At 45.6% G+C, this 14969-nt stretch carries 13 protein-coding genes; 5 read left to right on the plus strand and 8 right to left on the minus strand.

What is annotated here, in order from left to right:
- Positions 1-23 precede the first annotated feature (23 nt).
- Positions 24-626 (plus strand): YtjB family periplasmic protein, encoded by a 603-nt coding sequence (locus LNL84_RS03005; RefSeq protein ID WP_244355177.1) that lies wholly within the window; start codon positions 24-26, stop codon positions 624-626.
- A gap of 59 nt (positions 627-685) precedes the next feature.
- On the opposite strand, the gene deoD is transcribed toward LNL84_RS03005, so the two are convergent.
- From deoD to LNL84_RS03040, 7 genes are all read right to left on the minus strand, one after another.
- Complete coding sequence (gene deoD, locus LNL84_RS03010) at positions 686-1399, minus strand: purine-nucleoside phosphorylase (protein ID WP_244355179.1); 714 nt, start codon at positions 1397-1399, stop codon at positions 686-688.
- A gap of 125 nt (positions 1400-1524) precedes the next feature.
- A complete protein-coding gene (locus LNL84_RS03015) occupies positions 1525-2745 on the minus strand; it encodes a phosphopentomutase (RefSeq protein WP_244355181.1) in 1221 nt (406 codons plus the stop codon).
- A gap of 14 nt (positions 2746-2759) precedes the next feature.
- Positions 2760-4094 carry a thymidine phosphorylase gene (gene deoA, locus LNL84_RS03020; protein WP_244355183.1) on the minus strand — a complete coding sequence of 445 codons (1335 nt, stop codon included), beginning with the start codon at positions 4092-4094 and terminating at the stop codon, positions 2760-2762.
- Positions 4095-4176: 82 nt separating this feature from the next.
- On the minus strand, positions 4177-4953 hold the full coding sequence (gene deoC / locus LNL84_RS03025) for a deoxyribose-phosphate aldolase (RefSeq protein ID WP_244355185.1): 777 nt from the start codon (positions 4951-4953) through the stop codon (positions 4177-4179).
- Positions 4954-5384: 431 nt separating this feature from the next.
- On the minus strand, positions 5385-6647 hold the full coding sequence (locus LNL84_RS03030; RefSeq protein ID WP_244355187.1) for a NupC/NupG family nucleoside CNT transporter: 1263 nt from the start codon (positions 6645-6647) through the stop codon (positions 5385-5387).
- Between the two features lie 211 nt (positions 6648-6858).
- Complete coding sequence (locus LNL84_RS03035) at positions 6859-7641, minus strand: TatD family hydrolase (RefSeq protein WP_244355189.1); 783 nt, start codon at positions 7639-7641, stop codon at positions 6859-6861.
- A complete protein-coding gene (locus LNL84_RS03040) occupies positions 7634-7756 on the minus strand; it encodes a DUF5363 domain-containing protein (RefSeq protein WP_244355191.1) in 123 nt (40 codons plus the stop codon). The genes LNL84_RS03035 and LNL84_RS03040 overlap by 8 nt, the downstream gene beginning before the upstream one ends.
- Before the next feature lie 316 nt (positions 7757-8072).
- On the opposite strand from LNL84_RS03040, the gene LNL84_RS03045 reads away from it, so the two are divergent.
- From LNL84_RS03045 to LNL84_RS03060, 4 genes are all read left to right on the plus strand, one after another.
- A complete protein-coding gene (locus LNL84_RS03045) occupies positions 8073-9068 on the plus strand; it encodes a BMP family lipoprotein (RefSeq protein ID WP_244355194.1) in 996 nt (331 codons plus the stop codon).
- Positions 9069-9249: 181 nt separating this feature from the next.
- A complete protein-coding gene (locus LNL84_RS03050; protein WP_244355195.1) occupies positions 9250-10821 on the plus strand; it encodes an ABC transporter ATP-binding protein in 1572 nt (523 codons plus the stop codon).
- The gene (locus tag LNL84_RS03055) at positions 10818-11942 is read left to right on the plus strand and encodes an ABC transporter permease (RefSeq protein WP_244355196.1); all 1125 of its coding nucleotides are present in this window, start codon (positions 10818-10820) and stop codon (positions 11940-11942) included. Before LNL84_RS03050 ends, LNL84_RS03055 begins: the two co-directional genes overlap by 4 nt.
- A 2-nt stretch (positions 11943-11944) precedes the next feature.
- Positions 11945-12910, plus strand: a complete 966-nt coding sequence (locus tag LNL84_RS03060) for an ABC transporter permease (RefSeq protein WP_244355197.1) — start codon at positions 11945-11947, stop codon at positions 12908-12910.
- A 77-nt stretch (positions 12911-12987) separates the two neighbouring features.
- Here LNL84_RS03060 and prfC read toward each other — a convergent pair whose 3' ends face one another.
- On the minus strand, positions 12988-14577 hold the full coding sequence (prfC, locus tag LNL84_RS03065; protein ID WP_244355198.1) for a peptide chain release factor 3: 1590 nt from the start codon (positions 14575-14577) through the stop codon (positions 12988-12990).
- Positions 14578-14969 lie beyond the last annotated feature (392 nt).

Consider the following 14969-nt stretch of genomic DNA (forward strand, 5'->3'; position numbering starts at 1 on the left):
TTCTTCTTTCTATTGGGCTTAATATGGATGAATCGCTGTTTTCATTTCGAAACTTTTTACGCATCTTTGCCTTGTCTCTTATCGGTGCCATGGTTTTTTTCATTGCCACCAACAGTTTTGTTATCAGTCAGGGTAACGAGCGAATTCAAAATAATCAGTTGGAAGTTCTAAGCAAAGTACTGGTTTCTCAGGCCTCTCTGTCTGCTAGCCAAATGATTGCAAATCAAGACCAAGAGCGTCTTGGCACTCTCACCAACCAATTGGCAAAAGAGCGCCTTGTTCTTGATGCTACTGTCTATAATGCAGAAGGGGTTAAGCTCGCAGCAAGCAATGACGCGGTCTCTGCGCGTGAAGTCTTGGGGTTAGACACTCCCTTATCGACAGCAAGCATAGGTCGCCAGCAGCTAGTCGAACCCATAATTAAAGAAGGCACGATTATTGGTTTTATTCGAATTACCTTTGAAACAGGCAAAGTAACCGCCATCTCTGATCACCACTACAGAAAAAGCGATCGTTATATGTATACCATGATATTAATGAGTTTTTTGTGCGGGTTAATCTTAATGCCTTTGATCACCAAAAAACGTAAAAATAAAGAAGAGAACCTTCTACTCAAGCAGCCTTAAATCACTGCAAAAAAAAGAGCGCCTCTAGGGGCGCTCTTTTTTGCAGACTCTATTGGGCATTAATCGCCTAACAGTACTGAGTCTAATGCAATTTCCATCATCTCGTTGAATGTGGTGGCGCGCTCATCAGAGGTTGTTTGCTCACCCGTTTTGATATGGTCTGATACGGTGCAAATCGCGAGTGCTTTCGCACCGTATTCCGCAGCAACACCATAAATACCAGCGGCTTCCATCTCTACACCGACGATGCCGTACTTATCCATGACGTCGAACATCTCTGGGTCGGGAGTGTAGAAAAGCTCTGCAGAAAACAAGTTACCCACTTTAACATCGATACCGCGAGCTTTTGCCGCTTCTTCTGCATTCTTAACCATATGATAATCTGCGATCGCAGCAAAATCATGATCTTTAAAACGAATACGGTTTACTTTTGAATCGGTGCATGCGCCCATACCAATAACAACATCACGAACTTTGATGTCTTCACTTACCGCACCACAGCTACCAACACGGATGATTTTCTTCACGCCGAAGTCTTTGATAAGCTCCGTGACATAGATTGAGCACGAAGGAATGCCCATACCGTGTCCCATCACTGAAATTCGGCGACCTTTGTAAGTTCCAGTGTAACCGTACATATTGCGAACATCACAAACCTGAACAGCATCGTCTAAAAAAGTCTCAGCAATATATTTAGCACGCAACGGATCGCCAGGCATCAATACTACGTCAGCAAAAGCGCCCATTTCTGCGTTGATATGAGGAGTCGCCATGTTCATTTCCTTTCAAGTGTTGCTCTTTAGTTCATCCCTAAAGAGCGAAGATGTTAACGAAATAAAGCTGCTTTATAAATAAGTCAGCTTTTAATTACTTAATGACTTTTGTCATTCATTTCTGACTATAGAAAGCTCTTACCGTATTCCATAGCCGAAGTATCAAAATAGCTTGCTAAACTTTGGCCAATGTCCGCAAAGCTCTCACGGCGTCCAAGTGACCCCGCTGGTACTTTTTTCCCATACACTACGACTGGGATGTGCTCACGTGTGTGATCACTACCTGGCCATGTTGGATCGCAGCCGTGGTCAGCCGTCAAGATGAGAATATCATCGTCTTCCATTAACGCCAGAACCTCTGGCAAACGAATATCGAAATACTCTAGCGCGCCAGCATAGCCAGCGACATCACGGCGATGGCCGTAGGCAGAATCAAAATCAACGAAATTAGTAAAGACAATCGTATTGTCTTTAGCCGCTTTAATCTGTTCTAACGTCGCATCAAACAGAGCAGGGATACCCGTCGCCTTGAACTTTTGAGTGATGCCACAATTGGCATAGATGTCCGCAATCTTACCGATTGACACAACTTCACCTTGCTTCTCATCGACGAGCTTAGACAGAACCGTAGCTGCTGGCGGCTCAACAGAAAGATCTCGACGATTGCCGGTTCGTTCAAACTGACCTTTACCTGTGCCGATAAATGGTCGAGCAATCACGCGGCCAATGTTGTAATCTTCGAGCTCTTCACGCGCAATTTGGCATAATTCTAAAAGTCGCTCTAGGCCGAACGTTTCTTCATGGCAGGCAATTTGAAATACTGAATCAGCCGAAGTATAAAAAATAGGTAGCCCTGTTTTCATATGTTCTTCGCCTAAATCATCTAAGACTTGAGTGCCCGATGCGTGGCAATTCCCCAAAAAGCCCGATAAACCTGCTCTTGCAAGAATGCGATCGGTCAGCTCTTTTGGAAAGCTGTTGTCTTTATCCGTAAAGTAGCCCCAATCATAAAGCACAGGAACACCTGCGATTTCCCAGTGACCCGAAGGCGTATCTTTACCCGATGACAGTTCTGCCGCGTGTCCGTATGCGCCAATGACTTCAACATCGTCACGTAAACCCTGAGCAAGTGAGCCTGTAGACTCTTTGTGAGCCATTGCTAAGCCCAACCTTGTTAGGTTTGGCACGTTAAGCGGGCCCTGTCGCTGCTCATTGTCAGCTTGGCCCTGAGCGCATCGCTCGGCAATATGGCCCATAGTGTCGGCTCCGACATCACCAAATTGCTCTGCATCAGCAGTTTCGCCAATGCCAAAAGAATCTAGAACCAAAATAAATGCACGTTTCATAATTACTCCCCGCCCTATGCTAAGTCTTCCGCTCGAATTTGGCGGTATACGTTAGGTGTCTCGACGTAAGCTTGTTCGCCGATCGTCATAGAGGCGATAATCGCCTCTGCCGCTTCTTGCCATTGAGCTTCAGTTCGAGCATGAATAACCGCAAGCGGTTTCTCTGCACATGCTACTTGGCCAAGACGGATAAACTGCTCAAAGCCTACTGCGTAATCAATGCTGTCTGAAGATACTCGGCGCCCCCCGCCCATTGCAACAACGGCCATACCAATAGCGCGCGTATCCATCGCAGAAACTATGCCGTCTTGCGGCGCATAAACTGGCTTGATAATTTCTGCTTTCTGTAGGTAATTATCGTAGTTTTCTACGAAGTCTGCAGGCCCGCCTAATCCGGCGACCATTTTACCAAAGCACTGAGCAGCTTTACCGTTGTCTAGCACCTCGTTGAGCATCTGCGTTGCCTTGTCAGCATCCTCGGCTAATTTAGCCAAAACCAACATTTCGCTGCACAGCGCCATAGTGACATCGTACAAACGTGGGTTTCGATATTCACCCGTTAAAAACTGAACAGCTTCTTTAACTTCGACGGCATTACCCGCAGATGAAGCCAGAACCTGATTCATATCGGTCAAAATGGCAGTTGTTTTGGTTCCAGCTCCATTCGCAACAGCCACGATAGATTTCGCGAGCTCTTCTGAAGCCTCGTAGGTTGGCATAAAGGCCCCAGAACCCACTTTGACATCCATCACCAGAGACTCTAAGCCTGCAGCGAGTTTCTTGGATAGAATCGATGCTGTAATCAACGAGATATTGTCGACAGTTGCGGTAATATCACGAGTGGCGTACACGCGTTTATCCGCTGGTGCCAAATCACCAGTCTGACCGATGATCGCCACACCCGCATCTTTAGTCACCTGACCAAAAACCTCGTTGGTTGGGGTAATGTTGTAACCTGGAATCGACTCTAATTTGTCTAATGTACCGCCAGTATGGCCAAGCCCACGTCCTGAAATCATTGGGACAAAACCGCCACAGGCCGCAATCATAGGGCCAAGCATCAGTGACGTTACGTCACCCACACCACCCGTTGAGTGTTTATCAACAATCGGGCCGCCGAAGTTCATATGCGCCCAATCGATAACCATGCCAGAATCACGCATGGCACACGTAAGTGCAATTCGTTCTGACATAGTCATTTCATTAAAGAAAATGGTCATCGCAAACGCTGCGATTTGTGCTTCTGATACGCTATCGTTGGCAACGCCCTGAATAAAAAAGTTAATTTCATCAGCCGTTAGCTCTAATCCGTCGCGTTTTTTTCGAATAATTTCTTGTGGTAAATACATTAGTGCCTCCCCTAGCTGCTGCTTGGGTCGTAGGATAGAGAGACAGTGGCAACCTAGGCTGCCACTTTAGAATCAAACTGAATTAGTACGCTGAAGGGTCAGCAGTTTCATCAGTGACTTCTAATGTATTTAGAAGGTTGGTCAACAGGCTTGATGCGCCGAAGCGGTAGTGCATGTTGTCTACCCAGTCGCCACCGAGGATCTCATCGGCCATCGCCAGGTATGCTGCTGCATCTTCTGCTGTGCGAACACCGCCTGCTGGCTTAAAGCCTACCGTTTTAGCAACGCCTTTATCACGAATAACTTCTAGCATCATACGAGCGTATTCTGGTGTTGCATTGACAGGCACTTTACCTGTTGAAGTTTTAATGAAGTCAGCACCCGCGTCGATACAAATTTCAGACGCCTTCTTAATCAACGCCTCTTCTTTAAGCTCACCAGTTTCGATAATGACTTTCAAAAGAATGTCACCACAGGCTTCTTTACACTTTTTAACAAGCTCGAAGCCAACATCTTCGTTGCCTGCCATCAGAGCGCGGTAAGGGAACACCACGTCCACTTCATCGGCACCGTAAGCAACAGCAGCCTTAGTTTCAGCAACAGCGATGTCGACATCGTCATTGCCGTGTGGGAAGTTCGTTACCGTTGCGATTCTAACTTCAGGAGTACCTTGTTCGCGTAGCGTTTTCTTAGCGATAGGAATAAAGCGAGGGTAGATACAGATTGCCGCTGGAGTGCCTACCGGCGTTTTAGCGTCATGACACAACGAGATCACTTTTGCATCAGTGTCATCTTCATTTAGTGTCGTTAAATCCATAAGTTTTAAAGCACGTAGAGCTGCTGATTTTAATTCGCTCATTTCTATCTATCTCCGGTCAATATATTCAAATAATCATCCGACCTTTAAGGTCGGTAATAGATGAACGGACTTGGTTCCTTGAAGACTCGGTGAACACACCAATTGCAATCCTTGTCACCGCACAGTACCCGATTGGTTTAATCACTTTACTCATTCTAGAGTGAGAACTGGCTACTCCGCTTATTTTACGCTTTGATTTGGCGTGAAACAAACTGGATTTATACAGTATAGAACTCTTGTCAGAAACGGTAGTGCTGATTAAAACGCAAACGGTTTGTATCTCAAAAAAACATCTGAACTCTTACCACCTCTGGCACACAAGCTCATGTCCGTTCTAATTTCTTGCTGCTAAAAACAAAAAAGCCCCGCAGCAATCTCTTGCTACGGGGCGATGTTAAATGGCGTCTATATACTTCTTAACTCGTTCTAAATTAGAAAGACAAGAAGAAGCCAGCGATTGTCGCTGCCATCAAGTTAGAAAGCGTACCTGCAATAACAGCTTTCACACCCATATTCGCGATGTCGTGGCGACGATTTGGCGCAATGCCACCTAAACCACCTAATAGAATTGCGATAGAAGAAAGGTTCGCAAAGCCACAAAGTGCAAATGAAATGATCGCGCGAGTCTTCTCTGTCATCACTTCACCAGTTGCCGCAACGATTTGAGCATTGTCACCAACATATGGTACGAAGTTTAGGTAAGCAACAAATTCGTTTACAACCGTTTTCTGACCAATGAAGGTACCCGCAAGCGTTGCTTCTTCCCATGGAACACCGATAACGAATGCTAGAGGAGCAAAGATGTAACCTAGAATCAATTCTAGTGTTAGATCTGGCATACCAACCCAGCCACCAACACCACCAAGGATGCCGTTAACTAGTGCAATCAAACCGATGAATGCAAGTAGCATTGCACCAATGTTAAGTGCTAGCTGAAGACCCATTGAAGCACCACCAGCCGCTGCATCGATAACGTTAGCAGGCTTATCGTCGCCGCCATCGATATCTGCATCGATTGTTTCTACCGGTGTATCAGTTTCAGGTTTAATGATCTTGGCGAACAATAGACCACCTGGCGCAGCCATGAATGACGCTGCAACTAGGTACTCTAGTGGTACACCCATTGACGCATAACCCGCCAAAACACCACCGGCAACAGAAGCTAAACCACCACACATTACAGCGAAAAGCTCTGATTGAGTCATTTTAGGAACAAAAGGACGCACAACAAGTGGCGCTTCTGTTTGACCAACGAAAATGTTTGCTGCTGCTGACATAGATTCTGAACGAGACGTTCCGAGTGCTTTTTGAAGAGCACCACCAAGAATCTTAATCACCCATTGCATGATACCTACATAGTAAAGCACTGAGATTAGGGCAGAGAAGAAGATAACAGTTGGAAGAACTTGGAATGCAAAAATGAAACCGATACCGTCTACAGAGAAGTTAACTAAGCTTCCAAAAAGGAAACCAATACCATCTTTACCGTAGTCGATTACGTTTTGCACACCAGCAGAGAATCCTGCTAGTAGATCGCGCCCCCATGGAACGTAAAGTACAAAAGCACCCAAACTGAATTGAATTGCAAATGCGCCGCCCACTGTTCTGAAATTAATAGCTTTGCGGTTATCTGATAGTAGTACTGCAATACCAAGCAATACTGCCATACCAACCAGGCTCATAAACAGGCTCATAGTTTATGACTTCCTTATATTTGTTTATTGGCGTGTAACAATTTTTAAAGCTCATAGAAGCTCAAAAGCGTGGGCGATTATACAAACCCTCACGAAAGAAAGTAGTACCACCCTCACACTTTACTATTGCACACACCCAACATACACACACAAATGCGACAATGATCACAAAAGGTAGTTGCAATAAAGTTCAATTTAACATTTTATCAAACTACCCATCACAAAAATCAAACAGGGTTTTGCTATTATTTATTAGCTGTGAGGCAACCGTTTGCACATCTTCACATCTCATCACATTGAGCGAAGATAGCACCAACTTAAGTCTTTTAGGTTGATTGATATCGCCTTGATAACCATCTATGGGCATATCGGGCGCATCCGTTTCTAACACTATACGGTTAAGAGGTATCCTTGAAACGGTTGTGCGCGTTTTCTTCGCTCTTTCATAGGTGATCGTGCCACCTACCCCAATATAAAAGCCAAGCCTAATATAGGACATTGCCAGTTCAAAGCTTCCGCTAAAGCCATGAATTACGCCGCCTTTTAATACGGGCTCCTGCTTTAATATCGCTAAAATTTCTTGATGTGATTTACGGGCATGAATGATGACTGGCAGTTGGCATTTATTGGCGAGTTTTAACTGATAACGAAATACTTCCGTTTGTAAGGTTTCATTTTCTCGACCACGAAAAAAATCAAGACCACACTCGCCTATCGCGACGCAGCGGCGATGAGACTTCGCATCTTGAACCAGAATTGACTCCAAAGACCCCATGTACTCCAAAGAGTCTTCACTGATAAATAAGGGGTGCACACCGAGTGCGTAATAGACACCCGAAAAACGCTCTGACAACAAACGCACCGCCGACCAACTCAGGTGGTGAGTACTAGGCACAATAAAGTGAGTAACGCCTGCAATCTTAGCCTGTTCGATGACGGTATCGATATCTAGTGATTTGGCCACTAAATCGAGATGGCAGTGGGTATCAATCATCCTGCTCTGGTTCTTTTTTGAATGGTACACAACTACGTTTGTTTTCTGGCGTTAGGCCCATAGAGGCACACCAAGCATCATATCTTGCGATCCAGCGCTTAATTAAACGAAACATATTCCCTCTCTTTCATCGGTATCTATGACAAAACTCACATCATATGTGATCTTCGATATATTAAACGGCGTCACATATTCAGAATTTTATCACTAACTTGTGATCTAAAGCGCAAGTGTTGTGATAGACACGGTTTTTTTTCGAAAATGCAAACGATAAAATGTGTCTCATTGTTTGTCGGTCTCGGGACAGGGTACTCTCAGATCACAAGCACTGCCGCATACCAATAGCTAATCAGTTGTCGCTATTAAGTGTATAGCAAAAAACTTAACCTCTATGTTGAATGTCACCATTTAACAACACAAGGGAATTGACCGTGAAAAAAACTATTCTAAAACTATCGGCACTAGCAGTGGCCGTCTCCTCTTTCAGCGCATTCGCAGCAAAACCTGCGGTAGTTTATGACACTGCTGGTAAGTTTGATAAATCTTTCAATGAAGCAGTTTTTCAAAATGGTGTGAAAACATTTAATGCCGATAAAGGTATTAAAGTTCGCGAATTTGAGCCTCAGAATGAAGCGCAACGTGAACAGGGTTTACGTCGTCTAGCGAGCCGCGGATTTACTCCAATTGTAGCCGTAGGTTTCAATATGGCGTCAGCGGTAGAAAAAGTGGCAACTGAATTCCCAGACATTCAATTTACCATCATCGATATGGTTGTTGATAAGCCAAACGTTCAATCTATTGTCTTCAAAGAGCACGAAGGTTCTTTCCTAGTCGGTGCACTTGCGGCGAAAAAGTCTCAATCTGCAAAAGTTGGTTTCGTGGGTGGCATGGACATCCCTCTGATTCGTAAATTTGAGTGTGGTTACCGCCAGGGTGCTAAGCACGCAAACCCTTCTATCGAAACATTCCAAAACATGACAGGTTCTACACCTGCTGCGTTTGCCGATCCAGCAAAAGGCTCAGAGCTAGCTAAGTCTCAGTTCTCTAAAGGTGTTGATGTCATCTACGCGGCTGCAGGTGGTACGGGCATGGGCGTTTACCAAGCTGCAAAAGACGCTGGCAAATTCGCAATTGGTGTTGATTCTAACCAAAACCACCTACAACCAGGCACTATGTTGACGTCTATGGTTAAGAAAGTAGGTGTTGCTGCATACAACTCTTGGGACGAAGCAGAGCAAGGTACTTGGGCTCCAGGTATCAAAGTTCTTGGTCTTAAAGAAGGTGCGGTTGAGTGGGCATACGATGACAATAACAAGTCACTTGTCGACGCAGAATCAAAAGCATACCTAGAATCTCTAAAAGCAGACATCATCAGCGGCAAGATCGCTGTTCATGACTACATGTCTGACAACACGTGCAACCTCTAATCGTGATTGATTCCAATTAACAGCTTGGCCATTTTTTTGACTAGGCTGTGACCAAAATAAACAACGCCGCTGCCTAAAAACAGCGGCGTATAATTTAGTAGATTATGCTCAAGTGAGCTGTAAATGATGGCTCATATTAATCTTTCAGCCGCTTGAACATAAAACTATAAGGCAGTATCCAGTGACACAGGGACAATCTTTAGCCATTGAACTTAAGGACATCAATAAACGCTTTGGTGCTGTACACGCCAACCGTGATATTGATTTGAAAGTTCCCAAAGGCAGCATTCACGGCATTATTGGTGAAAACGGTGCTGGTAAATCCACCTTGATGAGTATCATCTATGGTTTTTACCATGCGGATTCTGGCTCTATGTGGGTCAATGGCCAACCTTATAAGCCCACCAATTCGCAAGAAGCGATTCAAGCGGGTGTCGGTATGGTTCACCAACACTTCATGTTAGTTGAGACATTTACCGTTTTAGAGAATATCGTACTTGGTGCGGAAGACGGTTGGCAATTGCAAGAAAGTTTAGGTAAAGCACGTAAGAAGCTAAAGTCTCTTGCAAAAGACTACGGACTTGAAGTCCCTCTGGATAAAGTCGTTGGCCAGCTGCCCGTTGGACTTCAACAACGAGTCGAGATCCTTAAAGCGCTTTATCGTGGCGCAAAAATTCTCATTCTCGATGAGCCAACTGGCGTGCTCACGCCACAAGAAGCCGATCACCTATTCCGAATTCTCGACAAGCTTCGTGATCAAGGCACAACCGTCATGATCATCACACACAAGCTGCGTGAAGTCCTCGCCATCACAGACAATATTTCTGTTATGCGTCAGGGTGCGATGGTGGATCACGTTGTTACCGCTCAAACAAACAAAGAGCAATTAGCAGAACTGATGGTCGGTCGCAAGGTTCGATTAAAGGTTGAAAAAGAGATCGCAGCTCCGAAAAAAGAACGGATTCGCGTTAATGACCTGCAGTATTTTGATGACTCTGGTGTTGAACGCGTTAAACGCATTAATTTCAATGTGCGACAAGGTGAAGTGGTTGGTATTGCAGGCGTATCAGGTAACGGTCAATCTGAGATCCTCGGCTTGTTGTCGGGTATTTTAAAACCTCATTCAGGCTCCATTGAGCTTAATGGTCATACGATAGATCACACTCATGCTTGCGATCCTCAACACGTACGCACAATCGGTGTTGGACATATTCCTGAAGATCGCCATAAGCAAGGGTTGATCAATAAGTTTGAAGCACAAGAAGCTTACATTCTCGGTTATCACCATTTGCCTCAATACAATAAAGGACTGCTGCAAGATAAGGTGGCTATCAAGCAATCTTGCCAAGAAAGCATGGACAAATGGGATGTTCGCCCCAACGATACCACACTTAAAACGGCCAACTTCTCTGGCGGTAACCAACAAAAGCTCGTCATCGCCCGTGAAATGGAACAAAACCCTGACGTCTTACTAGTAGGTCAGCCAACTCGAGGCGTTGACATCGGTGCTATCGAATATATCCATCAACAAATTATTGCGGCTCGAGATGCAGATAAAGCGGTACTGCTTGTGTCGGTCGAGTTGGACGAGATACTGAGTCTTTCTGATCGCATATTGGTCGTATTTGATGGCAGCATTGTTGGCGAGATCGATATCAAAGATGCCGACGAAAAAACCATTGGCCTGATGATGGCTAATATCATCCCTGATCACCTTCAAGACAAAGTCGCCGCACAAGGAGAGCACCAATGAGTCAGGCAAAAGTACCTGCATGGGTAACGATGGCATTGCTACCTGCCATCAACGTATTGGTGGCCTTTTTAGTCTCCGCACTGCTATTTATTTACATCGACATCAATCCAATTGATGCGGCAAAAGTCATGTGGACTGGCGCATTTGGGTACGCCGAAGGATTTGGCTATACCATGTATTACGCCACCGGATTTATTTTTACGGGTCTGGCGGTTGCAGTCGCATTTCATGCTGGCCTGTTTAATATCGGTGGTGAAGGTCAAGCCTATATTGGTGGTCTAGGTGTCGGCCTGGTGTGTTTGACGCTGGGTGAATATGCGCCTTGGTGGATCACCTTCCCTGTGGCTATCGTCGCTGGCGGCCTATTTGGCGCAGCCTGGGCTTTTATTCCTGCTTACCTTCAAGCAAAACGCGGTTCTCATATTGTCATCACGACGATCATGTTCAACTTTATTGCGGCTTCATTCATGGCGTATTTACTGGTGGATATTCTCAAACCAGAAAACACCATGGCTACAGAAAGTCGAGTCTTTGCCGCAAGCAGTTGGTTGCCTAAGATGCATGAAATACTGGCGGTGGTCGGTATTGATGTCGCACCTAGCCCAATGAACCTGAGCTTTATTTTCGCTCTGTTGTGCTGTGTCTTTGTTTGGCTATTTATGTGGCACTCTCGCTGGGGCTACGAAATTCGTGCCGTTGGCTCTAATCCTTCTGCTGCAGGTTATGCTGGCATCAAGTACGTAAAGATTGTTGTCCTAACTATGGTTATCTCGGGCATGCTGGCAGGCTTTTTTGGTCTCAATGTTTTGCAAGGTGAACTACACCAAATTAAGCTTAACTTTGTCGAAGGGTTTGGCTTTACCGGAATTGCTGTCGCCTTGATGGGACGAAACCACCCTATCGGCGTCCTCTTGGCAAGCTTGCTGTTCGGGTTCTTGTATCAAGGGGGCGCGGAGCTTAGCTTTGAATATGGTGTTGACCGTAATATTGTCGTTGTACTGCAAGGCTTAGTGATCTTGTTCTCTGGTGCACTTGAACACATGTTTAGACCTTCATTAGAACGCACTTACCTAAAGTTTTTTGCTAAGCCAAACGTCAAACCTCAGCAAGGAGTCGCTTAATCATGTTTGAAACGATTATTCTAATGCTTGACGCGACGATTCGTGTATCGACGCCTCTCATTCTTGCCTCTCTTGCTGGGATGTTCTGTGAACGCTCCGGTATCGTTAATATTGCCCTTGAAGGTAAGCTCCTAGCTGCAGCCTTTACAGGAGCAGCAATGGCACATGTGACCGGTTCTGCATGGCTTGGGCTTGGTGCCGGCATTGCCGTCTCTGTATTGCTGGCACTATTGCACGGCTTTGCCTCTATTACGCACCGTGGTGATCAGGTCGTCAGTGGTATGGCGATTAACATTTTGGCTGCGGGCCTGACCATTACACTCGGCCGTCACTGGTTTAGCCAAGGTGGCCAAACACCGTCATTATCGGGTGATGCTCGTTTTGCCCCCATCACTCTGCCTGGTGCTGATGCGGTAGCGGATGTGCCTGTACTTGGTTTGCTCTACTCCGAGCTAATCAGCGGTCACTCGATACTCGAGTACCTTGTGGTATTGATTGTTCCTGCGGCTTGGTACCTACTATTCAAAACCCGTTTTGGCCTTCGTCTTCGTGCTGTTGGTGAGTCGCCATCCGCCGTTGATACAGCGGGTATTTCAGTAGTACGAATGCGTTATGGTGCCGTGGCTATTTGTGGTCTCTTAGTGGGTATTGGTGGCGTATATTTGTCTGTAGCTCAGACAGCTCAATTCATTCCAAACATGAGTGCGGGTAAAGGCTATATGGCATTAGCTGCTCTGATATTTGGTAAGTGGCGTCCATTTACGGCTATGGGAGCCTGTCTGCTGTTTGGCTTCTTAGATGCGCTGGCCATTCGCCTACAAGGGGTTAAGATTGGAGACTTCCCAATTCCAGTTCAAGCAATTGAAGCGATTCCGTATGTGCTCACAGTCTTCCTACTGGCGGGCTTTATTGGCAAAGCCATAGCACCAAAAGCCATTGGGGTTCCTTACGCCAAAGAGCGTGAGTAAGTACGAATTACTCACGTTTCTATAGATGTAAAAAAGCGCTCAAAAGAGCGCTTTTTTTATCAGGTTGTATTGCCGAATTAATGTTCGCGCGTAGCACGGAACTCAATATCAGGGAATCGCTCTGTTGCTAGGTTTAGATTCACCATTGTTGGCGCAACATAGCTTAGGTTGTCACCCCCATCAAGAGCGAGGTTTTGTTGGTTTTTACGCTTGAACTCTTCGAGTTTCTTCGCATCACCGCACTCCACCCAACGTGCCGTTGCCACGTTTACGCTCTCATAGATGGCTTCTACGTTGTACTCAGCCTTCAAGCGTGCAACAACAACATCAAACTGAAGCACACCCACCGCACCAACGATCAGATCGTTGTTTTGCAGTGGACGGAAGACTTGTACAGCGCCTTCTTCAGAAAGCTGTACCAAGCCTTTTAGCAACTGCTTTTGCTTTAGAGGATCGCGTAGACGAATACGACGGAATAATTCTGGTGCAAAGTTTGGAATACCAGAGAACTTCAAATTCTCACCTTGCGTAAAGGTATCACCAATTTGAATCGTACCGTGATTGTGCAAACCAATAATATCGCCCGCATACGCTTTTTCTGCACGAGAACGATCGCCAGCCATAAAGGTTACCGCATCCGAAATGCTGACGTTTTTGCCAGTACGAACATGGTTCATCTTCATGCCTTGATTGTAAGTACCCGACACGATACGCATGAACGCGATACGGTCGCGGTGTTTCGGATCCATGTTGGCCTGGATCTTAAACACGAAGCCAGAGAATTTTTCTTCTGTGGATTCAACCTCACGCTCATTTGCCTGACGAGTTTGCGGCCCTGGAGCCCACTTGGTTAGGCCATCTAGCATATGGTCAACACCAAAGTTACCCAGTGCCGTACCAAAGTAAACTGGCGTTAATTCACCGGCAAGGAATAGGTCTAAATCAAACTCAGGACACGCACCAATAACAAGCTCTAGTTCTTCACGCACGCTTTCCGCTAGATCTTCACCAACTGCCACGTCAAGTTCAGGGTTATCAAGCCCCTTAATGATACGAACTTCTTGAATCTCATGACCATGGCCAGATTCGTATAAGATGGTTTCGTCACGGTGAATGTGATACACGCCTTTAAATTCTTTACCACAACCAATTGGCCATGAGATTGGCGCACAAGCCATACCAAGCTCGCTTTCCACTTCATCTAACACTTCCATTGGATCACGAACATCACGGTCAAGTTTGTTCATAAAGGTCACGATAGGTGTGTCACGTAGACGCGTCACTTCCATCAATTTACGCGTACGGTCTTCGACACCCTTAGCAGCATCAATCACCATCAAGCAAGAATCGACAGCGGTTAATGTACGGTAGGTATCTTCCGAGAAATCTTCGTGCCCCGGAGTATCGAGAAGGTTAACTAAGCAATCGTTATACGGAAACTGCATCACCGACGTGGTAACCGAGATACCACGTTCTTTTTCCATTTCCATCCAGTCAGATTTAGCATGCTGGGCACTACCACGGCCTTTTACTGTACCCGCTTTTTGGATGGCGTTTCCGAATAAAAGTACTTTTTCGGTAATGGTGGTTTTACCCGCATCTGGGTGAGAGATGATAGCGAAGGTTCTGCGTTTAGAAACTTCTTGCTGAAATACTGGATTTGACATGAATAACGTTCTTCTTGGTTTAAGGAACAGCACACCGACACTACTGACTGTTGTCGGTAGACTATTCGAAGGCGTCTAAAATTAATTGGGCGCTATTTTCACCGATCTGGCGCGGTTTCTCAACGAATAGTTTAAAAGCAATGCCCTTCTGAGCTTCAACTCAGGCGATCCCGCTAAGATTTCTCATCGTTTGCATTCGAGTATCACTAGGTAACCCATTTCAAGCGCAAGGTAACACACCGTTAATAACTGTCTGCCAGCGATGATATACGTCATTCTGTTTGCTGTTATCGATGCTCTTTATTGTTTAGTTGTTATACCCAAAACCAGTAGGGCGCTGTATTTGGGTATAACCATTACTCATTGGCAATGCTTGCCAACTCAATTTCGGA

This window comes from Vibrio gelatinilyticus (genome assembly GCF_022836845.1).
In the GTDB taxonomy this organism is placed as follows: domain Bacteria; phylum Pseudomonadota; class Gammaproteobacteria; order Enterobacterales; family Vibrionaceae; genus Vibrio; species Vibrio gelatinilyticus.